The organism is Flavobacterium sp. N1719, assembly GCF_025947045.1.
Classification (GTDB): Bacteria; Bacteroidota; Bacteroidia; order Flavobacteriales; family Flavobacteriaceae; genus Flavobacterium; species Flavobacterium stagni.
Genome location: NZ_CP109993.1, coordinates 424,952 through 448,878, shown reverse-complemented (window position 1 = coordinate 448,878; position 23,927 = coordinate 424,952). Strand labels below are relative to the sequence as shown.

Annotated in this window: 27 protein-coding genes; 10 read left to right on the top strand and 17 right to left on the bottom strand. The window is 38.5% G+C overall.

Features of this window, described 5'->3' with window-relative positions; translation table 11 throughout:
• Positions 1-72 precede the first annotated feature (72 nt).
• From frr to OLM45_RS01710, 3 genes are all read right to left on the bottom strand, one after another.
• On the bottom strand, positions 73-633 hold the full coding sequence (frr, locus tag OLM45_RS01720; RefSeq protein ID WP_129460568.1) for a ribosome recycling factor: 561 nt from the start codon (positions 631-633) through the stop codon (positions 73-75).
• A 22-nt stretch (positions 634-655) separates the two neighbouring features.
• Positions 656-1,363, bottom strand: coding sequence for a UMP kinase (pyrH, locus tag OLM45_RS01715; RefSeq protein ID WP_264511448.1), 708 nt, complete (start codon positions 1,361-1,363; stop codon positions 656-658).
• A 78-nt stretch (positions 1,364-1,441) separates the two neighbouring features.
• On the bottom strand, positions 1,442-2,224 hold the full coding sequence (locus OLM45_RS01710) for a patatin-like phospholipase family protein (protein WP_129460570.1): 783 nt from the start codon (positions 2,222-2,224) through the stop codon (positions 1,442-1,444).
• A gap of 72 nt (positions 2,225-2,296) precedes the next feature.
• Between OLM45_RS01710 and OLM45_RS01705 the strand changes: the two genes are divergently transcribed.
• Positions 2,297-2,899: a thioredoxin family protein gene (locus OLM45_RS01705; protein WP_264511446.1), complete on the top strand. Its 603-nt coding sequence runs from the start codon at positions 2,297-2,299 to the stop codon at positions 2,897-2,899.
• A 31-nt stretch (positions 2,900-2,930) separates the two neighbouring features.
• Here the strand turns inward: OLM45_RS01705 and truB are convergent, their stop codons facing one another.
• The 4 genes from truB to OLM45_RS01685 are packed head-to-tail and all read right to left on the bottom strand — an operon-like array spanning position 2,931 to position 5,586.
• Positions 2,931-3,623 carry a tRNA pseudouridine(55) synthase TruB gene (gene truB, locus OLM45_RS01700; protein WP_264511445.1) on the bottom strand — a complete coding sequence of 231 codons (693 nt, stop codon included), beginning with the start codon at positions 3,621-3,623 and terminating at the stop codon, positions 2,931-2,933.
• A complete protein-coding gene (locus OLM45_RS01695; protein ID WP_264511443.1) occupies positions 3,623-4,432 on the bottom strand; it encodes an undecaprenyl-diphosphate phosphatase in 810 nt (269 codons plus the stop codon). Before OLM45_RS01695 ends, truB begins: the two co-directional genes overlap by 1 nt.
• A gap of 20 nt (positions 4,433-4,452) precedes the next feature.
• On the bottom strand, positions 4,453-4,698 hold the full coding sequence (locus OLM45_RS01690; RefSeq protein WP_264511441.1) for a DUF3098 domain-containing protein: 246 nt from the start codon (positions 4,696-4,698) through the stop codon (positions 4,453-4,455).
• A 12-nt stretch (positions 4,699-4,710) separates the two neighbouring features.
• The gene (locus OLM45_RS01685) at positions 4,711-5,586 is read right to left on the bottom strand and encodes a cell division protein FtsX (RefSeq protein WP_129460575.1); all 876 of its coding nucleotides are present in this window, start codon (positions 5,584-5,586) and stop codon (positions 4,711-4,713) included.
• 173 nt (positions 5,587-5,759) lie between these two features.
• Here OLM45_RS01685 and leuS point away from each other — a divergent pair, with 173 nt between their 5' ends.
• From leuS to OLM45_RS01670, 3 genes are all read left to right on the top strand, one after another.
• Positions 5,760-8,594 carry a leucine--tRNA ligase gene (gene leuS, locus OLM45_RS01680; protein ID WP_264511439.1) on the top strand — a complete coding sequence of 945 codons (2,835 nt, stop codon included), beginning with the start codon at positions 5,760-5,762 and terminating at the stop codon, positions 8,592-8,594.
• Positions 8,595-8,757: 163 nt separating this feature from the next.
• Complete coding sequence (locus OLM45_RS01675) at positions 8,758-9,426, top strand: hypothetical protein (RefSeq protein WP_264511437.1); 669 nt, start codon at positions 8,758-8,760, stop codon at positions 9,424-9,426.
• Positions 9,427-9,493: 67 nt separating this feature from the next.
• The gene (locus tag OLM45_RS01670; protein WP_264511435.1) at positions 9,494-10,183 is read left to right on the top strand and encodes a zinc metallopeptidase; all 690 of its coding nucleotides are present in this window, start codon (positions 9,494-9,496) and stop codon (positions 10,181-10,183) included.
• Positions 10,184-10,268: 85 nt separating this feature from the next.
• Here OLM45_RS01670 and OLM45_RS01665 read toward each other — a convergent pair whose 3' ends face one another.
• On the bottom strand, positions 10,269-10,553 hold the full coding sequence (locus OLM45_RS01665) for a hypothetical protein (RefSeq protein ID WP_129460578.1): 285 nt from the start codon (positions 10,551-10,553) through the stop codon (positions 10,269-10,271).
• Positions 10,553-11,023, bottom strand: a complete 471-nt coding sequence (locus tag OLM45_RS01660; RefSeq protein WP_264511433.1) for an Lrp/AsnC family transcriptional regulator — start codon at positions 11,021-11,023, stop codon at positions 10,553-10,555. The genes OLM45_RS01665 and OLM45_RS01660 overlap by 1 nt, the downstream gene beginning before the upstream one ends.
• 194 nt (positions 11,024-11,217) lie before the next feature.
• Here OLM45_RS01660 and OLM45_RS01655 point away from each other — a divergent pair, with 194 nt between their 5' ends.
• A complete protein-coding gene (locus OLM45_RS01655; protein WP_264511432.1) occupies positions 11,218-11,412 on the top strand; it encodes a hypothetical protein in 195 nt (64 codons plus the stop codon).
• A gap of 64 nt (positions 11,413-11,476) precedes the next feature.
• Here OLM45_RS01655 and OLM45_RS01650 read toward each other — a convergent pair whose 3' ends face one another.
• The 3 genes from OLM45_RS01650 to OLM45_RS01640 form a co-directional block, all read right to left on the bottom strand.
• Positions 11,477-12,853 carry a saccharopine dehydrogenase family protein gene (locus tag OLM45_RS01650; protein WP_264511429.1) on the bottom strand — a complete coding sequence of 459 codons (1,377 nt, stop codon included), beginning with the start codon at positions 12,851-12,853 and terminating at the stop codon, positions 11,477-11,479.
• An 80-nt stretch (positions 12,854-12,933) separates the two neighbouring features.
• Positions 12,934-13,260 (bottom strand): hypothetical protein, encoded by a 327-nt coding sequence (locus tag OLM45_RS01645; RefSeq protein ID WP_264511427.1) that lies wholly within the window; start codon positions 13,258-13,260, stop codon positions 12,934-12,936.
• A gap of 1 nt (position 13,261) precedes the next feature.
• Positions 13,262-14,023 carry a DUF3108 domain-containing protein gene (locus tag OLM45_RS01640; RefSeq protein WP_264511426.1) on the bottom strand — a complete coding sequence of 254 codons (762 nt, stop codon included), beginning with the start codon at positions 14,021-14,023 and terminating at the stop codon, positions 13,262-13,264.
• 116 nt (positions 14,024-14,139) lie between these two features.
• On the opposite strand from OLM45_RS01640, the gene OLM45_RS01635 reads away from it, so the two are divergent.
• Positions 14,140-14,526 (top strand): DUF423 domain-containing protein, encoded by a 387-nt coding sequence (locus OLM45_RS01635; RefSeq protein WP_264511424.1) that lies wholly within the window; start codon positions 14,140-14,142, stop codon positions 14,524-14,526.
• Positions 14,527-14,608: 82 nt separating this feature from the next.
• Complete coding sequence (gene pckA / locus OLM45_RS01630) at positions 14,609-16,234, top strand: phosphoenolpyruvate carboxykinase (ATP) (RefSeq protein WP_264511421.1); 1,626 nt, start codon at positions 14,609-14,611, stop codon at positions 16,232-16,234.
• Between the two features lie 124 nt (positions 16,235-16,358).
• Here the strand turns inward: pckA and OLM45_RS01625 are convergent, their stop codons facing one another.
• Together OLM45_RS01625 and OLM45_RS01620 are read right to left on the bottom strand one after the other, a co-directional pair.
• Positions 16,359-17,117 carry a uroporphyrinogen-III synthase gene (locus tag OLM45_RS01625; RefSeq protein ID WP_264511420.1) on the bottom strand — a complete coding sequence of 253 codons (759 nt, stop codon included), beginning with the start codon at positions 17,115-17,117 and terminating at the stop codon, positions 16,359-16,361.
• 8 nt (positions 17,118-17,125) lie between these two features.
• A complete protein-coding gene (locus OLM45_RS01620) occupies positions 17,126-17,791 on the bottom strand; it encodes a DUF4271 domain-containing protein (RefSeq protein WP_264512904.1) in 666 nt (221 codons plus the stop codon).
• A gap of 98 nt (positions 17,792-17,889) precedes the next feature.
• Here OLM45_RS01620 and OLM45_RS01615 point away from each other — a divergent pair, with 98 nt between their 5' ends.
• Genes OLM45_RS01615 through OLM45_RS01605 form a run of 3 tightly spaced genes read left to right on the top strand, consistent with a single transcriptional unit; the run spans position 17,890 to position 20,336 of the window.
• Positions 17,890-18,612: a polyprenol monophosphomannose synthase gene (locus OLM45_RS01615; protein ID WP_264511418.1), complete on the top strand. Its 723-nt coding sequence runs from the start codon at positions 17,890-17,892 to the stop codon at positions 18,610-18,612.
• 1 nt (position 18,613) lies between these two features.
• Positions 18,614-19,951 carry a dihydroorotase gene (locus OLM45_RS01610; RefSeq protein ID WP_264511416.1) on the top strand — a complete coding sequence of 446 codons (1,338 nt, stop codon included), beginning with the start codon at positions 18,614-18,616 and terminating at the stop codon, positions 19,949-19,951.
• A 7-nt stretch (positions 19,952-19,958) separates the two neighbouring features.
• The gene (locus OLM45_RS01605) at positions 19,959-20,336 is read left to right on the top strand and encodes a DUF4296 domain-containing protein (protein WP_264511414.1); all 378 of its coding nucleotides are present in this window, start codon (positions 19,959-19,961) and stop codon (positions 20,334-20,336) included.
• Between the two features lies 1 nt (position 20,337).
• Here the strand turns inward: OLM45_RS01605 and OLM45_RS01600 are convergent, their stop codons facing one another.
• From OLM45_RS01600 to OLM45_RS01590, 3 genes are all read right to left on the bottom strand, one after another.
• Positions 20,338-21,348 (bottom strand): NAD-dependent epimerase/dehydratase family protein, encoded by a 1,011-nt coding sequence (locus OLM45_RS01600; RefSeq protein WP_264511412.1) that lies wholly within the window; start codon positions 21,346-21,348, stop codon positions 20,338-20,340.
• Between the two features lie 365 nt (positions 21,349-21,713).
• Positions 21,714-22,142, bottom strand: a complete 429-nt coding sequence (locus OLM45_RS01595; protein ID WP_264511410.1) for a hypothetical protein — start codon at positions 22,140-22,142, stop codon at positions 21,714-21,716.
• A 4-nt stretch (positions 22,143-22,146) separates the two neighbouring features.
• Positions 22,147-23,682 (bottom strand): glycoside hydrolase family 19 protein, encoded by a 1,536-nt coding sequence (locus OLM45_RS01590; protein WP_264511408.1) that lies wholly within the window; start codon positions 23,680-23,682, stop codon positions 22,147-22,149.
• Between the last annotated feature and the right edge of the window lie 245 nt (positions 23,683-23,927).

Sequence of the window (23,927 nt, the reverse complement as noted above, 5' to 3'; positions counted from 1 at the left end):
GACAAAGGTAGAAATAAAAAAATCCGTCAAGGAATTCCCGTTGACGGATTTTCTATAGTTTTAACGAAAAACTTATACTTTCATGATTTCGGCTTCTTTTACTGCCAAATGTTCTTCGATTTTTTTGATGAAATTATCCGTTAATTTCTGAACATCGTCTTCTGCTTTTTTACACAAGTCTTCAGAAACACCGTCTTTTTCTAATTTTTTGATTTCCGTGTTGGCATCTTTTCGGTGGTTGCGAATTCCGATTTTTGCATCTTCCGCTTCGTTTTTCGCTTGTTTTACCAAATCACGACGACGTTCTTCAGTCAAAGGCGGAACGCTAATGATGATCACATCACCGTTGTTCATTGGGTTGAAACCGATATTAGCCATTAAAATCGCTTTTTCAATCGGGGTCAACATGCTTTTTTCATACGGTTGAATGGTCAATGTACGCGCATCGGGCACATTGATGTTAGCAACTTGAGAAAGAGGAGTCATCGAACCGTAATAGTCAACGAAAACACTTCCCAACATTTGAGGAGAAGCTTTTCCTGCACGAATATTTAAAAACGATTTTTCAAGGTGCGCCACTGATGCGTTCATTGCATCTTTCGCTTCTTCCAGAATCAATTCAATATCTTCCATGAGTTTATTTGTTTAGCTACGATTAAATTTTAACTACAGTTCCTACGTTTTCGCCTTGACAAATTTTCAAAAGATTTCCTTCTTTATTCATGTCAAAAACCACAATTGGCAATTCATTTTCTTGACTCAATGTAAAGGCTGTAGTGTCCATTACATTCAAGCCTTTTTTCAATACATCTTCAAAGGTGATGGTATCGAATTTTACTGCATTTTTATCTTTTTCTGGGTCGGCGGTATAGACACCGTCCACACGCGTTCCTTTTAAAATTACGTCGGCATCAACTTCCACACCGCGTAAAACCGCAGCTGTATCGGTAGTGAAATACGGATTTCCTGTTCCTGCACCAAAAATTACAATGCGACCTTTTTCCAAATGGCGTACCGCTCTTCGTTTGATATATGGTTCCGCAATCGATTCAATTTTTAAGGCGGTTTGTAAGCGGGTTTGCATGCCTTTGTCTTCCAAAGCACCTTGCAACGCCATGCCGTTTATCACCGTCGCCAACATACCCATATAATCTCCCTGCACACGATCCATTCCATTACTAGCTCCCGCTACACCTCTGAAAATATTTCCACCTCCAATAACAATCGCAATTTGTACTCCTTGATCGTGGACTTGTTTGATTTCATCCGCGTATTCAGCTAAACGTTTCGGGTCAATGCCGTATTGACGGTCACCCATAAGTGCTTCACCGCTTAGTTTTAAAAGAATTCGATTGTATTTCATAATGGTAGTTCTGTTGTTTCAATTTTTGCATTGCAAATATAGAGATATTCTCTCGTAGAAAAAGTGAGGCGAAAAAAATTATCCAAACTGGGCAGTGAATCGTTTTTTTGCTTCATCATAGCCTATTTGGAAAATTTCATCCATCTTGGATTTGTTGGTTTCAAAGGTACTATAATTGCATAAAGCCTCGGGTTCGATGACCAAATCACAATTGCCAAACTTTTGCATGTGCGTGTGGGCATAGAGCAAGTCAAAAGCCCGCGTTGTTACTGCTTTGATGGAACGCAACTGGTGGGCTTCTATTTTTTCAATCGGACTCACATAAATGCCAATGATAAAATCGCATTCGTCTGCAAGAATATCAGCCGGAAAATGATTGAGAATGCCGCCATCACTGTACATGGTGCCGTTAATTATATGTGGTGAAATCACCCCCGGAAAGGCAGAAGAAGCCAGTACGGCATCGGCGAGGGGAACCTCAGACTCAAATATTTTCAATTCGCCTTTTACCAAGTCGGTTGCTGTAATATAAAGGGGAATCTGAGAATCTTGAATTAAAGCATTACCAAAAAGCGCTTCAAAATATTTTTTAAACGAATTGGAATCAATCAATCCGGGTTTTTTTAGGGTGAAATGGGTCCAATGAAAAAAATAAATCGACTTGAAGAAATCGAGAATTTCCTCGGGTTTTTTCCCCCAAGCATAAAGTGCTCCCACGATAGAACCCGCACTAGTTCCCGAGATCACAGCCGGACGAATGCCTTGTTCTTCTAAATATTGAAGTGCACCAGCATGGGCCAATCCCTTGGTTCCTCCACCAGAAAGTACAAAACCAATGCGTTGCGCTTGAAAAATTGACATAGGCGTGTAATAAAGGTTACTTACCAAATGTACTAAAAGAACTACCTTTGTACAAACAAATTAACTAAACCCATGAACCCAATTATTGAAAACAGTTTACAATCGAGTTATTCCTATCAAGAATATCGAAACTTGATGCAAACCTACGCACAAGAAGGTAAAACCACGGGCGAATCCACAGAAGCCTATATTCATTACACGCATTTGAACGAAGCACGCATGCACCGTTTAGACAAAACAATGCAATTAACGCCAGAAGTTGCTCAACAATTAGAACAGTTAGCCACCGATTTTCTTTGGGTGGTTTTAGCCGAAACTTGGTGTGGAGATGCCGCTCAAGTATTGCCCGTTTTGGATAAAATGGCATCGCATACGGATAAAATTGAGTTGCGTGTTATCTTACGGGACGAACATCCGGCGGTAATGAATTTGTTTTTGACCAATGGAACCCGTTCTATTCCGAAGTTGATTATTATTGACAAAATTTCTGGGGAAGTAATCGGTAATTTTGGCCCACGACCTCAAGGAGCAAAACAGCTTATTCTCGATTACAAAGCTACACACGGTGTGGTCGATGAAACCGCCAAAACAGAATTGCAAAAGTGGTATTTACAGGATAAAGGGGTCAGTATTCAAAATGAAATTATGGAGTTGCTCAAACTTTCCATAGCATAAAAAAGAAAGGATTTGGAAACAAGTCCTTTTTTTATAACTGTTCTTCAAAGGCTATTGGCGTGATGCCATTGGTTACATCAAAATCCCCAATTTTGGTCCGACGTAAAGCCGTTAAATGCCCCCCCGATTGCAACGCTTTTCCGAAATCGTAGGCCAAGGAGCGAATGTAGGTGCCTTTACTACACGTTACCCGAAAATCAATTTCAGGTAAGGCAATGCGCGTGATTTCAAATTCGTAAATGGTCGTTTTTCGCGCTTCAATTTCAACTTCTTCACCTGCTCGTGCATGTTCATATAAGCGTTTGCCGTCTTTTTTTATGGCTGAAAAAACGGGTGGCTTTTGCATGATTTCCCCTTCAAAGGTTTGAGCAGTTGCTCGAATCAATTCCTCTGTAATATGTGCGGTGGGAAAAGTGGCGTCTACTTCGGTTTCTAAATCATACGAAGGTGTCGTTGCGCCTAGGGTTATCGTTCCCGTATATTCTTTGGTTTGCCCTTGAATTTCAGGGATTTTTTTGGTGAATTTTCCAGTGCAAATGATGAGTAAGCCCGTGGCTAGTGGATCCAGCGTTCCCGCGTGTCCAATTTTAAAGGTTTTTGGAAATTGGTATTTGCGTTTTAAAGCGTATTTGATTTTATTCACCGCTTGAAACGAACTCCACGTTAGGGGTTTGTCAATCAAAAGGATTTGTCCTTCTTTGTAGGCTTCAGCGGGTAAACTCATTATTTTCCTAAAGTGAAGTATAACAACAATACGGTTCCAGCAATGATGCGGTAGTAACCCCAGGGTTTGAAGCCGTATTTTTTGATAATGCCAATAAAAAACTTTATAGCCAAAATAGCTACCACAAAAGCGACTGCATTACCAATTAAAAACAATTTTAGGTTTTCACTGTGTTGGGTTAACAATTCATAGCCTTTTAAACCCGAATGCTCGTAGGTTTTTAAAAAAATGGAGTACGTTGTCACGGCCAACATGGTGGGAACGGCCAAGAAAAACGAAAATTCAGCGGCTGCAGCACGGGTCAATCCCTGTTGCATGCCACCTATAATCGAGGCTGCCGACCGACTCGTTCCGGGCATCATGGCTAAGCATTGCCACAATCCGATGAAAAATCCTTTTTTTACCGTAATCTCTTCTTCAGAGGAAATGGTCGGGTTTTGAAAACGGGAATCGATAAACAATAGAATGAAGCCGCCCACGATTAATACAATCGCAATCGGAATGGGATTTCCTAAAACGGCATCGATTTTATCATCAAACAATTTGCCCAAAACCAATGCAGGAACAACCGCAATCGCTAATTTGAGGTAAAAATGAATTCGTTTAAAATCAAAGAATTTGCGCCAATACAATACGACTACGGCTAATATAGCGCCAAATTGAATCGCCACTTGAAAGAGTTTTACAAAATCATCTTCTTGAATACCAAAAAAGGAACTGGTAAAAATCATGTGTGCCGTTGAAGAAACCGGTAAATATTCGGTCAATCCTTCTACGATGGCAATCCACAAGGCTTGAAGTAAATCCATGAATTAAAGAGGTACTTGAATTAAACTTCTCCTTTTCCTTTGCGGAAAATAGAATAAATGGTAATGCCAAACCCGATTAACACTACTGTAGGTGCCAAACGAATACGACGGAAACTCATGATGTCTGCATTCCAAACCTCAGGATTGTTGTTGCTGCTTCCCGACATTAGTATAAAGCCCAAAGCGATTACGCCCAATCCAATCAATAAGAATTTATAATTTTCTTTTCCAAAAAGGAAATCCGGTTTTTGTTCGTTGTTGCTCATGTTTATTTCCTTTTAGTATAAATCGTCTGTTCGTAAATTTAAAAAGCGTTGCGTTGCAAAATAAGTGCTGATCCAAGTAATCAAAATACTCATTCCAAGTACAGCTACCAAGACCAAAACGGTTAATTCAATTTGGTTAAAAATATCCAATCCGGGGTAAGCCGTTTCAATGTTGAGTAGAACGATAACTAAAGTAACTACCGCTAAAATTCCGCCGATCAATCCCAACAGCATACTGCGCAAAATGAAAGGGCGACGAATAAACGACTTGGTAGCGCCCACCATTTGCATGGTTTTAATGATAAATCGGTTGGCGTAAATCGAGAGGCGCATCGAACTGTTAATTAACAATACCGAAATCACCATCAAGACACCCGTTACGATCAACACCCAAAAACTGATTTTTTTGATGTTGTCGTTGACCAAAGTGATCAATTGTTTATCGTATACCACATCAGCGACAAAGGTGTTTTTGCGAATGGCGCGTTCCATATTGGCAAAGCCAGGATTTGAAACGTATTCGGCTTTCAAGTGAATATCATACGAATTCTGCAACGGATTCATGCCTAAAAACTGCATGAAGTCTTCACCAACAATCTCTTTGTGCATTTTTGCAGCTTCTTCTTTGGGAACAAATTTGAAGTCTTTTGCATATTTCCCAGCTTTGATTTCTTCTTCAAATGCTTTGAAAACGGTGTCGTTGGCCTCATTTTTAAAGAAAACCGTCATCACAATATCTTCCTTGAAGTTGTCAGATAATCGCTTGGAATTGATGATGAATAATCCCAAGGCGCCCAAAAGGAACAACACTAAGAATACACTCAACACCACCGAAAAATAGGAAGAAATTAATCTGCGCTTTTGATACTTATCGAAAGAAGATGCCATAGAGTTTGTTTTACGCCGTAAAAATAAAAAAGAAAATCATTTTACCCTTAATAACGCACAAAGTTTTCTCTTCTTACAATTATCGTGTAAATTTGCGCTTAAATTTTAAAAACCGCCTGAAAATCCGTGGTTTGTCGCAGATTTCAGGACCAAAGACTATTTTGTAACACATCATGAAATATTTTCACGAACAAATTGAAGCCAGATGGCAAAAATATTGGGCCGATAACCACACGTTTGCTGCCTCCAATTCCTCCAAAAAACCCAAATATTATGTGTTGGATATGTTTCCGTATCCTTCTGGTGCGGGATTGCATGTGGGGCATCCGCTAGGGTATATTGCCTCGGATATTGTTGCCCGTTACAAACGCCACCAAGGTTTTAATGTGTTGCATCCGCAAGGCTATGATTCTTTTGGGTTACCTGCCGAGCAATATGCCATCCAAACAGGACAACATCCAGAGAAAACAACCCGTGAAAATATTGCGCGTTATCGCGAACAGTTGGACAAAATCGGATTTTCCTTCGATTGGGATCGCGAAGTGCGCACCTCCAATCCAGAGTATTACAAATGGACGCAGTGGATTTTCATTCAGTTGTTTGAATCCTACTATTGTTATGATGCGAATCAAGCGTTGCCTATCGCCAATTTGGTGGCAATTTTTGAAAAAGAAGGAAATGCTGCCGTCAATGTTGCTTGTGATGACGATGTGTTTGTTTTTTCAGCCAACGAATGGAACGCATTTTCTGAAGATGAAAAAGCACGTTTGTTGTTGAAATATCGTCTGACTTATTTGGCAGAAACCGAAGTGAACTGGTGTCCGGCTCTAGGAACCGTTTTGGCGAATGACGAAATCGTAAATGGCGTTTCAGAACGGGGCGGTCATCCGGTGATTCGCAAAAAAATGACCCAATGGTCCATGCGTATTTCGGCTTACGCTGAGCGTTTGTTGGAAGGCTTGGAAACCATTGATTGGACCGAATCCTTGAAAGAATCGCAACGCAATTGGATTGGAAAATCCGTAGGAGCTTCAGTGAAGTTTCAAGTTTCAGGTTCCAAGTTTCAAATAGAAGTATTTACAACGCGTCCCGATACCATTTTCGGCGTTACGTTTATGACTTTGGCACCCGAACACGAGTTGGTTCCACAAATCACTACTCCTGAACAAAAAGCAGCGGTAGAGGCCTACATTGAAGCCACCGCAAAACGTTCAGAGCGCGATCGTATGGCCGATGTGAAAACCATTTCAGGGGTGTTTACTGGGGCGTATGCCGAACATCCGTTTACCAAAGAACCCATTCCGGTTTGGATTGGGGATTATGTGTTGGCAGGATATGGAACAGGTGCCGTTATGGCGGTTCCGTGTGGCGACGAACGCGATTATGCGTTTGCCAATTATTTCAAAGGAACCTTGGGCATGCCCGAAATCAAAAATATTTTCAACCAAGATATTTCTGAAGCTGCTTTTGCAGAGAAAAGTGGTTTTGAATTGGTAGCTTCCGATTTCCTAAACGGATTGGATTATAAAGCGGGTACCCAAAAAGCTATTGAGGAATTGGAAAAAATCGGAGCCGGTAAAGCCAAAGTGAATTACCGTTTGCGCGATGCGGTGTTTTCGCGTCAGCGCTATTGGGGCGAACCTTTTCCCGTATATTATGTGAATGGCTTGCCGCAAATGATTGATGTCCAACATTTACCCATTGTATTGCCCGAAGTGGAGAAATATTTACCGACGGAAGACGGTCAGCCACCCTTAGGCAATGCGACCACTTGGGCGTGGGATACAGCGAAGTGTACAGTAGTTAGTAATCAGTTCATAGACAACGTAACTGTTTTTCCTTTAGAATTAAATACCATGCCGGGTTGGGCTGGAAGTTCGTGGTACTGGATGCGCTATATGGATGCGCAAAACGAATCCGAGTTTGCTTCAGAAAACGCGTTACAGTATTGGCAAAATGTCGATTTGTACATTGGCGGAAGCGAACATGCTACAGGACACTTGTTGTATGCCCGTTTTTGGAACAAATTCTTGAAAGACCGCGGATTTGCACCTACCGAAGAACCGTTCAAAAAGTTGATCAACCAGGGGATGATTTTGGGAATGAGTGCGTTTGTGTACCGTTCTGAAGATTCAAAAAAATTATATTCTAAAGGACTAATTGCTGGATTAAACGTACATCCCATCCACGTCGATCTGTCGGTTATCAATGATATTACCAACGAATTGGATATTGAAAAATTTAAAGCACATCCGTTATACTCTGATTATGTTGATGCGGAATTTATCTTAGAAGACGGCAAATACATCGTAGGTCGTGAAGTGGAAAAAATGTCCAAATCCAAATACAATGTGGTCAACCCCGACGACATTTGTAACGAATACGGTGCCGATACCTTGCGTTTGTATGAGATGTTCTTGGGGCCGCTGGAACAAGCCAAACCCTGGAATACAGCCGGAATTACGGGGGTTTACGGTTTCTTAAAAAAGTTATGGCGTTTGTATTTTGACGACAACGGTTTGGTGGTGGTAAACGACGAACCTACGGCGGACATGTACAAAACCTTACATAAAACGATTAAGAAAGTAACGGAAGATATCGAGAACTTCTCCTTCAATACTTCGGTGTCGCAGTTTATGATTTGTGTGAATGAATTGGCGCAACAAAAATGCCGTCACCGTGCGGTTCTCGAACCTTTAGCGGTGTTGATTTCGCCCTACGCACCACACATCGCCGAAGAATTATGGAATCAATTGGGTCATGAGGGTTCGATAGCCACCGTTGCTTTCCCACAATTTGAAGCCAAATATTTAGTAGAAAGTGAAAAAGAATATCCGGTTTCGTTCAATGGAAAAATGCGTTTTACCATCAAATTGCCGTTGGATTTATCCGTAGCCGAAATCGAAGCAATTGTGATGGCCGACGAACGTACGCAGCAACAATTGCAAGGACGTACGCCAAATAAAGTGATTATTGTCCCCGGGAAAATTATCAACTTGGTGGGGTAATTAATGTGCCAACCTGCCTGCGGGTAGGTAGTTGTAACAATGAGTCGATTAATGAATAAATTAGGAATCCGTGGAGTTGCGACTTCACGGATTTTTTTTAACAAAAAGTTAAAGTGAAATCGGTCTCGCAATTTGTGATTTATTTTTAAAAAAAATTAAACACATGAAAAAAATTGTACTTATTCTCGGAATGGTTCTCCCTAATTTGATGGGAGCTCAGGTGGCAAAAGATTCGACAAAGTCGAAAGTAGAAACCGATTTTTACATTGGTGTTTCTTTCAATGCCAACCAATCCCTCAATTTAAATCAAAAATTACGAAACGGAAATCTTCCTGAAATGCGGGATGTGACGCCTGAATTAACCTTTGGATTAAATTTTTTGGGTGAAAAATACTCGGGGGATTTGGAGTTGGGTACTTCTTTTTTGGAAAATAAAAAAGGGGACAATACATTGAAATACTTAGGGTTGAATTCAAGAGCACGTTTTAATTACAACCTCATTCACAAGCCAAAAGTAACCCTTGCAACAGGATTGTCGTTGGCGTATCAAACCAATCGCTACGATTTGTACAGCAATAACAACAGTACGGATTTGAATGTATTGGCTCCCGAATTAAATAGTGGACATGTCAATTTGGAAAACCGAATGTTTTATGTAGGTCCGACAGCCACCGTATATTTATTTAAAAAATCGAGTTTTAAATTGCGATTAAACTTGGGGTATGATTTTGCTTTAACGCGAGGAAAGTACCGTTCGGAATATGGCAGTATCACGAACAATATTCGTGAAAACGGAAATAATCGTTTTGTTTTTGGAATAGCCTTTATGTAATGCCACTTTGTCAGCACCGTTCATTTGGTCTTGATTTTGCAGTATTTATTTAAAAATAATTGAAAAAATGGGATCAGGTTATATGTTATTGGCCTTATTGATAATGGGCGCCAGTTGGTTAGTGAGTAGTACGCTGAAAAGCAAATTTGAACATTACTCCAAATTGTATCTGCAAAACGGCATGAGCGGAAAAGAAATTGCCGAACAGATGTTGCACGACAACGGAATTTACGATGTAAAAGTAATTTCGACGCCCGGAATGCTCACGGACCATTACAATCCAGCGGATAAAACGGTGAATTTAAGTGAGGGTGTTTATAATCAGCGGAATGCAGCAGCGGCAGCAGTAGCCGCACACGAATGTGGGCATGCCGTGCAACACGCCAAAGGCTACCAATGGTTAACCATGCGTTCGCAGTTAGTTCCCGTGGTTTCTTTCGCTTCCAATATTGTGCAATGGGTGTTGTTGGGTGGTATTTTAATGATTAAGGTTTTCCCTTCCTTATTGTTTATCGGAATCCTATTATTTGCGGCTACCACTTTATTTTCCATCATTACATTGCCAGTAGAATATGACGCGAGTAATCGTGCGCTAGCTTGGCTAAAAGACAAACGAATGGTAAATCAAGCGGAATATGCCGGAGCAGAAGATGCTTTGAAATGGGCGGCTCGAACGTATTTAGTGGCTGCTATTGGATCGATTGCCACCTTGTTGTATTATGTGTCGATTTTCATGGGGAGTCGGGAGCGTGAGTAATTAGCCAGTGAGTCGATGTAACAATGAATTGATGAATCGATTTGAAATAAACGAATGAAATCCGTGGGGTGTATGCTTCACGGATTTATTTTTTTGCGGAAGAGAAAGCAAATAAAAGGACGAACAACGCCACCCAAGCCACGCCGTGAATCAAGATACACTTAGTATAATTTCCTTTGCCAAAAAGTTGTTTGACCAAATGAACCATGAAATACACCAAACTAATAGGAATGAATAAATACATCAAGGCAATGCCCATATTCGGGTTTTCTGTATCCCCAGGAAAGAGTTCGAAGCAAATTCCCGCGGTTAAAAAATAGAGAATATAAAAGCCTAAGGCGATATTTTCTTTGGTGTATTTTAGTGCCATTAGAGTTGAATTTGTCGTTCGATTTGTTGTTCTAAAGAAATAAAAGTTTCGGTTCGGGAAACACCTTCGATGGGTTGGATTTTTTTGTTGAGCAATTGCATCAAATGTTCGTTGTCTTTGCAAATGATTTTTACCAAAATACTCCAATTCCCAGTCGTATAGTGGCATTCCAACACTTCTGGGATTTTCCGTAGTTCCCGCACTGCTTCAGAGTTGCTGGATGCTTTATCCAAATAGATGCCTACAAATGCCATGGTTCGGTAGCCCAAGACTTTGGTATTGATGATGAATTTTGAACCCGAAATGACCTGTGCTTCTTCCAGTTTTTTAAGTCGTTGATGAATGGCCGCACCCGAAATTCCGATGCTGTGCGCAATTTGCAAAATCGGTTTTCGCGCATCTTCCATCAATTGACGCAGAATCTCTTTGTCAATCCCGTCAATTTCAATTTGTAGCTGATTTATTTTCATTTTGAAAATAGTTTAAGCAAAAATACACATCTTGTTGTAAACAGCAATTGAAATGATTCGGTTTAATCCTTTTTTTAATTAATAAATGAATTAAGTTTTTATTAAGTCGGACTTAAGTCGCTTTAAAGATAGTCTGGCCAACTTTGTTATGTCGAAAGGCAGAAAACAATTATTAATTCAAAAAAATAGAAATCATGAAAAAAGTAGTAATGATGGTTGCTTTGGCAACTTTCGCAATCGCAGGAACAGTTTCAGCACAACAAACTAAAGCAACAGCTGAAAAACCAAAAAAAGAAGTAAAAGCTGAAAAAAAAGAAGCTAAAAAAGAAGCCAAAGCTGAGGTGAAAAAAGAAGCCAAAGCCGCAACTCCTAAAAAAGAGAAAAAATAATAAAATCCCTGTTTGTTTTTTTAAGCGCCTGATTTTTTTGGTTTTCAATCAGGCGCTTTTCTTTTTATACAGCTTGCGTAATTTTATCGGGATTATAACCAATGTACGGCAAGGTTGTTTCTTTAAAAATTACCCCATATTCCTCCAATTCAGCTAAAATTGGTTCGTACACTTCTTTACGAATCGGCAATTGCACACCGGGCGTGGTGATTTTTCCATTTAAAATTTGGAGTGTAGCCATGGCTACTGGTAATCCCACTGTTTTCGCCATGGCGGTATAGGTTTGGTCATCTCCAATACACACCATTTTAGAATCGATTTGCTCTTCTTTTCCATTAAGTGAATACCCAAATTTGTGATACATCACAATCATGTCTTTATCTTCGGGAGCTAAAGCCCATTTCTCATTTAAAATATGTTCGAGAATCTGTGCAGGCGTGGCATTCGGTAAGCCTATTTTTTTCGACCCATTAAACAAATCCAATTCGATCAATTTATCCCACATCACATCATCTTGCTCAATGCCCAATTGTAAACGCATTTTGATTTCAACGGAGTCGGTTGGGTGATAGGGTAGGAACGAATTCACAAAATCGCGGTAGCTCATGTGCTCCGAATTTTCAATCACGTACGTATCATCAGTCATTCCCAATTGCACAAACATATTCCATGCTCGCGAGTAACCCACACGGCGAATCGTACCGCGGTACAACGTTAGTACATCATCCAAACCATAAACGCTACGGTATTTTAGTGAATCCCGATTGGCATAAGCTTCGAATTTTCCATAGCCTTCAACATGTAAAAATTCGGTACGACGGAACAATCGATTATATGGAATGTATTTGTATTTGCCTTCTTGAATGAATTTGGCAGCACCACCTTGTCCAGCCAAAACCACATTACGAGGCGCCCAAGTAAATTTATAATTCCAAAGGTTAGTATCCGATTCAGGCGCTACTAAGCCGCCACAAAACGACTCGAATAAAAGCATTTTTCCGCCTTTTTCTCGAATTTCGTCTATGACTTTCATCGCACTCATGTGATCGATTCCGGGATCGAGACCGATTTCATTCATGAAAATTAGTTGGTTTGCTTTAGCTTCGGCATCTAAGGCTTGCATCGCGTCCGAGATATAGGAAGCAGTAACCATGTGTTTTTTGAATTGGATACAATCTTTAGCTACTTCGATGTGCATGTGAGCAGGCAACATGGAAATGACAATGTCGGCTTTTGCAACTTCGGATTGGCGTTGTTCTTGGTTTTGAATATCCAATTGAATCGCTGTCGCATTGGGATGATTGTTCGTTTTGCGTTGGGCTAATTCCAAGGATAAATCGCCAATGGTTACGTGTAATTGTTGGTCATCAGATTTCTCCAACAAATATTTGATTAAAGAGGAAGCCGAACGGCCAGCTCCTATGATTAATACATTTCTCATTCGGTTGGTTTGTTGTGCGACAAATGTATAAAAAGGAAGGCGGATTCAATAAAAAAAGTCTGCGATTAAGCAGACTTCCGTTATTCTAGATCTTTTTCCAATTGTTCGAGTTCTTGTTTGGCTTCTTGTTTGGCTTCTACTTTTTGTTGTTCAAAGACTTCATCTTTAACGATTTCATCTTCCATCAAAAATGTTTTGCCTAAAACGCCTAATGCACACACATAAGCAACAATAAATAACCGTTTTGGCCATTTGCGTTGGTCGGGAGCTGATTTAACAAAGGTAATGGTTATAAAAACCAAAGCTGGGATTATCATTACAAATGCCAAAGTGTCCAAAGGTAACACAGAGAATACTATACTAAGTGCAGTAAATAGATAAGCTAAAATTAAAAAGGTTTTTCTCATGTTACAATCCGGTTGCTGAGGTCAATTTTAATTCGCCGGTTCCTACAGGAATACTGAATTTCATAAGAGCCGGAACTTTATGATTGTCGGCTGTAAGCCAAATTAAGTTTTTGTCTTTGCCGCGCAAGGCATCCGTTTTGGCGCCAATGGATAATTTATAACACGATTTCGATCCCAAATTACCTGCCGAAATTGTCTCCGTTCCCATGTATTTTAACGTCACCGGAATTTGTTTTTCGTCGAAAACAATGGTGAAAGATTGGGTTTGTCCCGGTTTCATTTTGGTGAAATCTACGGTTCGAACCTTGTAAAGTAACGTAATGGCATCAACAGTACTGGCGCCAATAGTAAAGGTACGTGTCGTTTCCGGTTTGTTGCGTTTTTTGGAGGTACTAGTAACCGAAGTTCCTTTGAAAACATATTTTTCTTTTTTGGTATACCCACCTTCGTCGATGCTTCTTTTGTAAAGGTTAGGTTTTAAAGATCCCGGCGTCACATAGGATTCGTATAAATCTCTAATTTTAAAAAATTTATCCCATTTGCTAAACGTGGATAATTCACAGCTTAAATGGAGGTATTGATTTTTGGAAGTATTCACATTTTCAGTACTCATAGTAATTTGAGCAATATGCGTCATCAAGCCACTCATGTTGTAGGATCCAGCATACACTAATTTTTCACCGGCTTGAATTTCAGTAGCATCATCTGCTTTGAAGGAACTTAATAATAGGGCAAAGCCAAGGAATACAAAAAACTTTTTCATGATTGAAATTTGATTGCAAATATAAAACTTTAAAATTCGACTCTTGTGAAAGAAAAGTCAAAATGACTTGGTAAATCAGTTGAATAACCGGTAATTTTGTGAAATAGTATTGACTTATGGATAAAAAAATTCTTTCAGCAGCAGGTTTTTTAGGCATGACGGCCATTGTATTAGGAGCTTTTGGGGCTCATGCTTTAAAGAAAGTATTGGATGTAGAGGCCTTAGCTACTTTTGAAACAGGAGTGAAATACCAAATGTACCATGCGTTATTTTTATTGTTTGTGGCGGTAAATGGTGCTTTGAGCCACAAGATGAAACAATGGATATATCGATTAACGTTACTAGGAGTTTTGTTGTTTTCAGGCTCCATTTATTTGTTGGCTACCAAGAGTTTAAGTGGGATGGAGTTAAAATTTGTGGGTCCGTTAACTCCGATTGGAGGCTTCTGCTTAATTAGTGCATGGGGTGTGCTTATGGTACATTTTTTAAAGAAAAAAGCATAAAATTTTTCCCAACTACAACGTTGTAATAATTAATTTTTACCTTTGTGCAAAAATTTAGATTAACACAACAAACGAATTATCTATGGATAACTACACCCAATTTACGAAAACGATTTCGTTAGAAAAGTACGGAATTACCAATGTACAAGAAATCGTTTATAATCCTTCATACGAGCAGTTGTATAATGAAGAGTTAAGTCCTGAACTTTCGGGCTATGAAAAAGGACAATTGTCAGAGTTGGGTGCGGTCAATGTGATGACGGGTGAATTTACCGGTCGTTCCCCAAAAGATAAATACATTGTCAAAGACAGTGTGACTGAAAATACCATTTGGTGGAATTCAGATAAGGCAGCCAATGATAACAAGCCCATTTCTACTGATACGTGGAATGCTTTAAAAGAAACGACGGTCAATCAGCTTTCTGGAAAACGGTTGTTTGTTGTAGATGCTTTTTGTGGAGCCAATGAAAATACCCGTTTGAAAGTTCGCTTCATCATGGAAGTAGCTTGGCAGGCGCATTTTGTAAAGAATATGTTCATTCGACCTACCGAGGAAGAGTTGGAAAACTTTGGCGAGCCTGATTTTATTGTGATGAATGGGTCGAAGACTTCGTTCAAGGATTATGCCGCTCATGGCTTAAACTCAGAAGTATATATCGCGTTCAATCTTACAGAAAAAATGCAATTGATTGGCGGTACTTGGTACGGTGGTGAAATGAAAAAAGGAATGTTCGCCATCATGAATTACTATTTACCACTTCAAGGTATGGCTTCGATGCACTGTTCGGCCAACAAAGGAAAAGACGGCGATGTTGCGGTATTCTTCGGGTTGTCAGGAACAGGAAAAACAACATTGTCTACCGATCCAAAACGCGAATTAATAGGAGATGATGAGCACGGATGGGACAATGAAGGGGTTTTCAATTTTGAAGGAGGATGTTATGCCAAAACTATCGACTTGAGTAAAGAAAACGAGCCGGATATTTTTGGTGCCATAAAACAAGATGCGTTACTAGAGAATGTAACCTTAGATGCGGATGGCGTTATAGATTTTACCGACGGTTCGGTTACACAAAATACACGCGTTTCCTATCCTATTTATCATATTCAAAACATTGTTAAGCCAGTTTCAAAAGCAGGACATGCGAATAAAGTTATCTTTTTAACGGCTGATGCTTTTGGGGTTATGCCACCCGTTTCTAAATTAACTCCTGAGCAAACAAAGTACTATTTCTTGTCGGGATTTACTGCGAAATTGGCCGGAACGGAACGCGGAGTGACACAGCCTGAGCCAACATTTTCCGCTTGTTTTGGAAAAGCATTTTTAACGTTACATCCCACGAAATATGGTGAGGAATTAGTGAAAAAAATGGAAGAGCATAAGGCTACAGCATATATGGTGAATACGGGCTGGAATGGAACGGGTAAACGAATTTCTATTAAAGATACGCGTGCCATCATTGATGCCATTTTAGATGGATCGATAGAACATGCGGCTACCAAAACAATTCCGGTGTTTAATTTTAATGTTCCAACGGAATTGCCTAATGTGAATCCTGCGATTTTAGATCCGAGAGATACATATGATAATGCTGCTGATTGGGAGGTGAAAGCGGCTGATTTAGCAGGTCGTTTTATTAAGAATTTTGTTCAATATACCGACAACGAAGAAGGGCAACGTTTAGTGCAAGCGGGGCCGCAATTATAAAACAAACCAAACAAATTATAACTAACCCAACCTAGAAGTCCGACAATAATATGTCGGGCTTTTTTTATTCCATAAAAAACCCGAACTGTAAAAGTTCGGGTGAATATTTTAAGGGTTGAAGGTCTTATTTGCCTTTATTAACTTCAGCGACATATTTTTCAAGCGCCATTGTCATAGAAGGAGTGTCGGGCGTTGGGGCTAAAATGTCGATTCGAAGTCCGTGCTCTAACGCTTCTTTTTGCGTTGTACTTCCAAAGACAGCAATACGCGTGTTGTTTTGTTTGAAGTCGGGGAAGTTTTTGAATAAAGATTTGATTCCGGTCGGACTAAAGAACGCCAAAATATCATAGTACACATCGGCCAAATCCGAAAGGTCACTCATGACGGTTTTGTAAAATGTTCCTGCAGTCCAATCCAATTTTAAATTGTTCAAGGTTTGCGGAATGTCAGCATTCAATTGATCAGACGAAGGAAGTAAGAACTTTTCATCCTTGTACTTTTTAAACAAGGTAGACATGTCTGCAAAGTCTTTCTGACCCACATAAATCTTTCTTTTACGATACACCACATACTTTTGCAAGTAGTATGCAATCGCTTCAGATTGGCAGAAATAACGCAAATCTTCGGGAACTTTATAACGCATTTCCTCAGCCACTCTAAAAAAGTGGTCCACTGCATTTTTGCTGGTTAGAATAATGGCCGTAAAGTTGTTAAGGTCAATTTTTTGAGCTCTGACATCTTTTGCACTTATTCCTTCAACATGAATAAAAGAGCGAAAATCAACTTTTACCTTGTGCTTTTGCATCAAATCGTGGTACGGTGAATTTTCAACTTTTGGCTCGGGTTGGGACACCAAAATGGTTCTCACTTTTAGACTAGACATCGTAAACTCTAATTTTTTGTAATCAAATAATAGATGAAATAATAGGGCGCTATTTCAAGTGCGCAAAGATACAAAATAAAATAAAACAACTTCCCTATTACAAAATTTTGATAAATCTTCAAATAAAACAGATAAGTCAGTAAGTTTATTAGCAATAAAGTGCCAATAATGATGATTATAAGAGAATTTGTTGCATAATCTCCATAATACATGATGGCAGACACTGGAAATAATAGTAATCCAATGTAGGTTCTAAAGTTAACTTTCTGTAAATTAAATTCATCGATAAGTTCTTCGATGTCAAAGGTTACAGCAATGATTTTTTCAATTAAGAATTTGGACAAAATAAAAACAGTGAGTCCGGTAAATATTCGGGTAAAAAGCATCCAGTCCTTTTTTTCTCCCAAGCCATAATGGTCGAGCACTAATTGAATGAAAAAGGAAAATGAAACTAGATTTACCAGAAATAATAAGATATTGAAACCGTTCCAAAGATGGGAACTATCTCTGTAAATTTTGGTGTATTTGTCCGAGACTAGGAGTCGGATGTAATCATTAAATCGAGATGAAAAGGCCGTGCGGGCAATGACAATTAGTGCCAAAGCAAGAATAAAAATCAGGGTTGCCCAATCTTTGCTCTCATAAATCCTCGGATGTAAAGCCCATACCATCATTGCATGCAAAAATACTAATTTTATTTCGCGCTGTATTATGAAATTATTAGCAGGAACGCATTTAATTTTGATTATTTTTGCCAAAATTTATTTCCTACATGAACAGCGGTATTGTAATCATTCCAACTTACAACGAAATTGAAAATATCGAAAGTATTATTCGTGCCGTTTTTTCATTGGAGAAATCGTTTCACATTCTTATTGTGGATGACAATTCGCCGGACAAGACTTCAGAGAAAGTTAGAGAATTACAGGCTGAATTTTCGGACCAATTGTTTTTGGAAGTCCGAACCAAAAAAGCGGGACTAGGAACTGCTTATGTTCATGGTTTTAAATGGGCATTGCAACATCATTATGACTATATTTATGAGATGGATGCCGATTTTTCACACAATCCGACCGACTTAAGTCGTTTGCATGACGCAACGGAACAAGGCGCGTCGATTAGTATAGGTTCGCGCTATGTGACTGGAGTTAATGTGGTGAATTGGCCATTGAGCCGCGTACTATTATCTTATTTTGCTTCTGTATATGTTCGTTTGATTACAGGAATGAAAATAATGGATACTACAGCAGGTTTTGTTTGTTATCAACGTCAAGTTTTGGAAGCTATCAATTTGGATCAAATAAAATTTGTAGGCTACGCTTTTCAAATTGAAATGAAGTATCGCGCTTGGGCAAAAGGATTTTCAATTGTTGAAGTTCCAGTAATATTTACCGATCGTACCAAAGGACAATCTAAAATGAGCGGCTCCATTATCAAAGAAGCTGTTTTTGGTGTTTTGGCCCTTCGCTTAAAAAAACTACTCAACCGACTATAATATGAATACAACGCTAATTAAGAATGCCAAAATTGTCAATGAAGGTATAGTTACCGAAGGCGATGTTTTGGTAAAGGACGGTATTATTGCGCAAATTGGAACCACTCTTTCCCATGCTACGGCTGTAGTGCTTGATGCAAAAGGGAAATATTTGCTACCTGGAATAATAGATGACCAAGTACATTTTCGGGATCCTGGACTAACGCACAAAGGCGATATTGAATCAGAGAGTCGCGCAGCAGTAGCTGGCGGTGTTACTTCGTATATTGATCAGCCTAATACAGTACCACATGCGATTACCCAAGAATTATTAGCCCAAAAATACCAAAATGCTGCGGGTCGTTCGTATGCCAATTATTCGTTTATGATGGGCGGTACGAATGATAATTTAGAAGAGATTCTAAAAACGAATCCGCGCAATGTGGCGGGTTTGAAATTGTTTTTGGGGTCGTCAACAGGTGATATGTTGGTTGATAGTTCAGCGGCAATCGAATCCATTTTTTCAAGTACACCACTCTTAATCGCAGTGCATTGTGAAGATGAGACTACAGTTAAAAATAATTTAGTCCACTACAAAGAACAATTTGGAGAAGATATTCCTGTTTCTTATCACCCGATTATTCGCAGTGAGGAAGCGTGTTATTTATCCTCTTCCAAGACGGTTGAATTAGCTAAAAAGACGGGAGCTCGTTTACATGTTTTTCATATTTCTACCGCTAAAGAGTTGGCACTATTTGATAATTCACTTCCTTTAGAAGAAAAGAAAATTACGGCTGAAGTCTGTATACATCACCTATGGTTTACGGATGCGGATTATGCGACCAAAGGGAATTTTATCAAATGGAATCCAGCGGTAAAAACAAGTGCCGATCGCGAGGCGCTTTGGAAAGCAGTGTTGAATGATACTATTGATGTCATTGCTACGGATCATGCACCTCATACTTTGGAAGAAAAGGCACAAGTGTATACTAAAGCACCTTCAGGCGGACCTTTGGTTCAGCATTCGCTAGTTGCTATGTTGGAGAAAGTTCGAGAAGGCAAGATTTCCATTGAGAAAGTGGTGCAAAAAATGGCGCACAATCCGGCGTTATTATTTAAAATTGAAAACCGCGGTTTTATTCGAGAAGGCTATCATGCCGATTTGGTTTTGGTTGACCCAAATGCCGAATGGACGGTAGAAAAATCAAATCTTTTGTACAAATGTGGTTGGTCGCCATTGGAGGGAACTTCGTTTCATCATCAAGTGACGCATACTTTTGTCAATGGAAAATTGGTTTACGAAAATGGTAAAGTCAATGATATTAAAGCGGGGGAACGACTTTTATTTAATCGAATGTAAGGCAAATATGAAAAAAATAATTGCAATTGGATTACTGGTTTTTTTGGGAATATCATGTAAAGATGATGCCATTGCTCCTCCCAAAAATAAAATCGATAAAGAAACCATGATTAATATTTTGTATGACATGGCGGTTTTGGAAGCTGCGCGTTCACAATCGTATGCTACTCAGGTGAATTATCCTTCATCAGTGCAGTTTGTAAAAGAGAAGTACAAAATCGACAGTTTGACATTAGCCGAAAATACAAAATACTATGCTTCTGATTTGAAAGGCTTTAAAAAAATGTATGAGGAAGTTCGCAACCGGCTAGAAGAAAGTCGGAAAGCTGCTGGAGATGTTGTCATCCCAAATCCTGTGAATGCCTCTGATGGAGTTGTAAAATAGGTTACTTATAGCAATTAATAATTTTTTTAAGGTACTCGTCTATTGCTTCAAACTCAAATTGAAGTGTATTTTTTATTTTTTCATTTGAAATTTGATCCCTATTCAGCAAGGCGTTTGCACTGTGTTTGGACAATCTGCGACGGGTTCTAAAAACAAAACTCATCAAGGCATCCAATCGCCATCCCAATTCAAGTATCCCTTTTTTTACTTCGAAAGAGGGTTTTTTAGCGTTGAGTAATGAAGCGATGTAGAAAATAATATCCTTGTAGGTTCGGTTTTCTGCCACCACTATAAATCGCTCTCCTGTAATCGATGAATTCATCAATTGGTGCATGGCTTTTACTACATCATTTACACTTACATAACCAGTGCTGCCACTACTGTAAAATGGCATTCCTTTTTTTATGGAAGAAAATAATGCTCCGCTTCCTTGGGATTTATCCCAGTTTTCAGGATAAGGGCCCAAAATAATTCCGGGGTTAACGATCACACATGGCAAACCTTCTTGAAGTCCGCGCCAAACTTCCATTTCAGCGCCATATTTAGAAATAGCATAGTCGCTGTGAGCAAGTTCTGGATTCCATTCGGATGTTTCGGTAATTATTGATTCGTTTTGTTTTGGGCTTCCCAAAGCGGCTATAGAGCTCACAAAACAGAGTTTTTCTATTTTTTTTGCAATACAAAAATTGACAATATTGGCTGTTCCTTCGATATTGGTTTTTCGCAATAGGTCTTCGTCATTTGGGTCAAATGAAATTTGAGCGGCACAATGGTAAACGTGTGTACAATTTTCAAATGCCTTTTCTAAAGAAGGAATATCAAGAATATTTCCTTCAATCCAGTGAATAGCTGAAAATAAATCTTCTTTATTATAGTAATTAAAAAGGGATTTTGTTTTTGCTTTTTGGTTTTCAGAACGATATAAAGCACTTACTTGTTGTTTGTCGTTTTCGAGCAAATATAGCAGTAAGTGAGCCCCAACTAGTCCAGTGCCTCCAGTAACTAATATCATAAGTTCAAAGGTAAACTTTTCTTCAAAGTTAATGAAGGATTTGAAGTTACTTTCTGTATTTAGATCAAATAAATTATGAGTATAATAAGCGTGACAATTAATGAATATAGGGCAAATACTTTTAAAAATAATTTTCTCATGGTTTGTAAATTGAAAATAGAAAACTGAGCCCTGAGGAACAGGACTCAATTTTCAAGAATTAACGAAAGTGAACGTTTAACCAATTCGATTGGTTGTATGATTATTTTTTTACTGTAAAAAGACCAAGTTATAATTTAATAATATGTTTTTTATAGATATCAAAATTGGAATCGTAAAACAAAGTCTTTCATATAGTTACCGAAAATTGTTCATTTAAACTTAATTTATTGGCGTACAAGAATTATAATTTTGCCTCTTTCATCCATTAAAGACATCATTCCACTATTGTTTTCATTTATGCCATTTATTAAATAACAATTTTCAAAACCATCTTGATCCGTTTCTTTTAGAAAAATATCGTTTGGGTCGGATGAACTAAAATTATTACAAGTTGTTGTAATTTCATAAGTGCTACTATATAATAGCACATTATCAGAATAAGTGTTCTTTATACCATTACTTAGAAATTCATAAGTGTCAGTACTTGAGTCTTCAAGGTGCCATGTTCCTAATATTTCTTGATTGGGTGGTGTTAAAGGCATTATTGTTGCCTCTTTTTTGCTAATTGAGGTTTCATTCAATTTAGTATATGCAAATGCCATTCCTAAACTTAATATTAAAATAAGTGGGAAAATTATTTTTTTTGATTTCATGATTCTAACAATTTAATTTACTTAATGTTTGATTGAATTTATTTTGTCTAATTTGTCGACTATTATCACTTACATACTTGTTTACCTTATTTGTAACAGCATTTGAGCTTGCATTTTCAATATCTATGGCATCGATAATTCTAGTTTTAAAATACCAAAGTCCACTAAGTAAAGCATGTAATTGGTTTGGATCAGATAAATTATCTGGATGAGTGTAAGGAATATTTATATTGTGTGTAGTTAAATAGTTTAAATAACTATTGTAATTGTCTTTAAATGTAAGTTGAAAAGTACCTCTGCCACGATATAACCAACCCTCTCCGCTGTTTTTATCACCATTTCCCATTTTACAACAATATACTAAATTTGCTAATAATTGAGGGTTGTTAATGTAGTTGTAAGGCAGTGTTAAATTTGGATCAGTTGTTGAAAATTTTTTTGGCCAGGTTTCTATTAATTTTTGTGCAGTAGTATAATTTAAATTCTCTTGAGCATTTAAAATGTTGGTTCCTCCAGTCTCTCCCATTACTTGTGCCAAAAAATGTGCTAACTTTTTATTTGAATTTATCCCAAATACGGGTCCATATTCTTTTAATTGATTATAAAAAGTAGTTATAGTTGCTGTAGACGCATTTGGAAAAATTTCTCCTAATTTGCTAACGGTTAGACAGTCTAACGGGTTTTTGACTGGTTCCATAACACCAATCAATCCTTCAGGATTACAGGGGTCATCTTCTGTGCGGCAGAGCATGTTGTATTGATAATTGATGACAACGGTGACCGAATAGCCGGGGTAAGAACCATTACCACATACCGAACTTGTATAATTATCCCAACTGCTGTAGGATCTTCCGCATGAACATTCCACACTGACCACGATGTCGACACAACCCGATGACATTCCTCCACCGGCGCCTGGATCACTTCCAGGACTTCCATAGCTTGGTTCTCCTGGATCGGCACTTCCTCCTGCTGGATCGCCTGGTGTTTGTGAAATTGGGTCAGGGATTTCGACAATTATTTCTTGGCAAGGATCGGCGATTGGTGTAATGCTCGAGGCACCTACTCGTCCAGCAAATTCTTGAAAGGATTTCAATTGACTATTATAAGCTGCTGCAAATTGTTCGGTCATTTTGTATTCCATCATAGTGGCTTCAAAAACACCTTGTTTTTCGGTTAAAATGAGATTATGAAATGTCTTATAATCATCTTGGGGATGATTAATGACTCGAAATGTATAGTTTTTTACACCCAATGTGTCCATAACTTCAAGAATGGAATTAAAATCAATCGTGCCGCCATCTGTTCTGGCAAATTCGTTACTTTCTTCTAAAACATGTATTGTACCTTTTTCTTTGAGAAGGGACATTAATTTATTTCGTACTTGTTGTGCATCTTCGCCATTTAAGGTTCGGATGGAATTCCCGTTATCTACTTTTTCATGGGGATTGTGTTGCACTTCGTCTTCTAGTTGACAACCTATAAAAATAAGAGTTGCCACAAGTAGTGTAGCCACTACATACAATTTACTTCGCTTCATTGTGTTTGATTTTGGATTATAAAAAATTTTTTGGCTTAGATGAAGGATATCTTAATGAGGAAGTTGCGGTGTGATTTCTTTTTTAATGTTTCATAGGCGTATAATTTAATAGGTTAAAATTAACAGTTTGTTTTTAATAATCGGTACACAAAAAGTGTATATCGTGTTAAAAAACAGCATTTTAGCTATTTTGTTTTTGAACGATTTGCTAAAAATGCGAATTGGATTACAAAACCTGTTGTTTA

Excerpts from the sequence above, each read along its gene's own strand:
- OLM45_RS01695 (WP_264511443.1), bottom strand. The coding sequence starts at position 4,432 with ATGGATTTACTTCAAGCCTTGTGGATTGCCATCGTAGAAGGATTGACC.
- OLM45_RS01650 (WP_264511429.1), bottom strand. The coding sequence starts at position 12,853 with ATGAGAAATGTATTAATCATAGGAGCTGGCCGTTCGGCTTCCTCTTTA.
- OLM45_RS01675 (WP_264511437.1), top strand. The coding sequence starts at position 8,758 with ATGAAAAAAATTGTACTTATTCTCGGAATGGTTCTCCCTAATTTGATG.
- leuS (WP_264511439.1), top strand. The coding sequence starts at position 5,760 with ATGAAATATTTTCACGAACAAATTGAAGCCAGATGGCAAAAATATTGG.
- pckA (WP_264511421.1), top strand. The coding sequence starts at position 14,609 with ATGGATAACTACACCCAATTTACGAAAACGATTTCGTTAGAAAAGTAC.
- OLM45_RS01645 (WP_264511427.1), bottom strand. The coding sequence starts at position 13,260 with ATGAGAAAAACCTTTTTAATTTTAGCTTATCTATTTACTGCACTTAGT.
- OLM45_RS01705 (WP_264511446.1), top strand. The coding sequence starts at position 2,297 with ATGAACCCAATTATTGAAAACAGTTTACAATCGAGTTATTCCTATCAA.
- OLM45_RS01625 (WP_264511420.1), bottom strand. The coding sequence starts at position 17,117 with ATGTCTAGTCTAAAAGTGAGAACCATTTTGGTGTCCCAACCCGAGCCA.
- OLM45_RS01655 (WP_264511432.1), top strand. The coding sequence starts at position 11,218 with ATGAAAAAAGTAGTAATGATGGTTGCTTTGGCAACTTTCGCAATCGCA.
- OLM45_RS01605 (WP_264511414.1), top strand. The coding sequence starts at position 19,959 with ATGAAAAAAATAATTGCAATTGGATTACTGGTTTTTTTGGGAATATCA.
- OLM45_RS01595 (WP_264511410.1), bottom strand. The coding sequence starts at position 22,142 with ATGAAATCAAAAAAAATAATTTTCCCACTTATTTTAATATTAAGTTTA.
- OLM45_RS01660 (WP_264511433.1), bottom strand. The coding sequence starts at position 11,023 with ATGAAAATAAATCAGCTACAAATTGAAATTGACGGGATTGACAAAGAG.
- OLM45_RS01590 (WP_264511408.1), bottom strand. The coding sequence starts at position 23,682 with ATGAAGCGAAGTAAATTGTATGTAGTGGCTACACTACTTGTGGCAACT.
- frr (WP_129460568.1), bottom strand. The coding sequence starts at position 633 with ATGGAAGATATTGAATTGATTCTGGAAGAAGCGAAAGATGCAATGAAC.
- OLM45_RS01600 (WP_264511412.1), bottom strand. The coding sequence starts at position 21,348 with ATGATATTAGTTACTGGAGGCACTGGACTAGTTGGGGCTCACTTACTG.
- OLM45_RS01610 (WP_264511416.1), top strand. The coding sequence starts at position 18,614 with ATGAATACAACGCTAATTAAGAATGCCAAAATTGTCAATGAAGGTATA.
- OLM45_RS01710 (WP_129460570.1), bottom strand. The coding sequence starts at position 2,224 with ATGTCAATTTTTCAAGCGCAACGCATTGGTTTTGTACTTTCTGGTGGA.
- OLM45_RS01620 (WP_264512904.1), bottom strand. The coding sequence starts at position 17,791 with ATGATGGTATGGGCTTTACATCCGAGGATTTATGAGAGCAAAGATTGG.
- pyrH (WP_264511448.1), bottom strand. The coding sequence starts at position 1,363 with ATGAAATACAATCGAATTCTTTTAAAACTAAGCGGTGAAGCACTTATG.
- OLM45_RS01635 (WP_264511424.1), top strand. The coding sequence starts at position 14,140 with ATGGATAAAAAAATTCTTTCAGCAGCAGGTTTTTTAGGCATGACGGCC.
- OLM45_RS01685 (WP_129460575.1), bottom strand. The coding sequence starts at position 5,586 with ATGGCATCTTCTTTCGATAAGTATCAAAAGCGCAGATTAATTTCTTCC.
- OLM45_RS01615 (WP_264511418.1), top strand. The coding sequence starts at position 17,890 with ATGAACAGCGGTATTGTAATCATTCCAACTTACAACGAAATTGAAAAT.
- truB (WP_264511445.1), bottom strand. The coding sequence starts at position 3,623 with ATGAGTTTACCCGCTGAAGCCTACAAAGAAGGACAAATCCTTTTGATT.
- OLM45_RS01640 (WP_264511426.1), bottom strand. The coding sequence starts at position 14,023 with ATGAAAAAGTTTTTTGTATTCCTTGGCTTTGCCCTATTATTAAGTTCC.
- OLM45_RS01690 (WP_264511441.1), bottom strand. The coding sequence starts at position 4,698 with ATGAGCAACAACGAACAAAAACCGGATTTCCTTTTTGGAAAAGAAAAT.
- OLM45_RS01670 (WP_264511435.1), top strand. The coding sequence starts at position 9,494 with ATGGGATCAGGTTATATGTTATTGGCCTTATTGATAATGGGCGCCAGT.
- OLM45_RS01665 (WP_129460578.1), bottom strand. The coding sequence starts at position 10,553 with ATGGCACTAAAATACACCAAAGAAAATATCGCCTTAGGCTTTTATATT.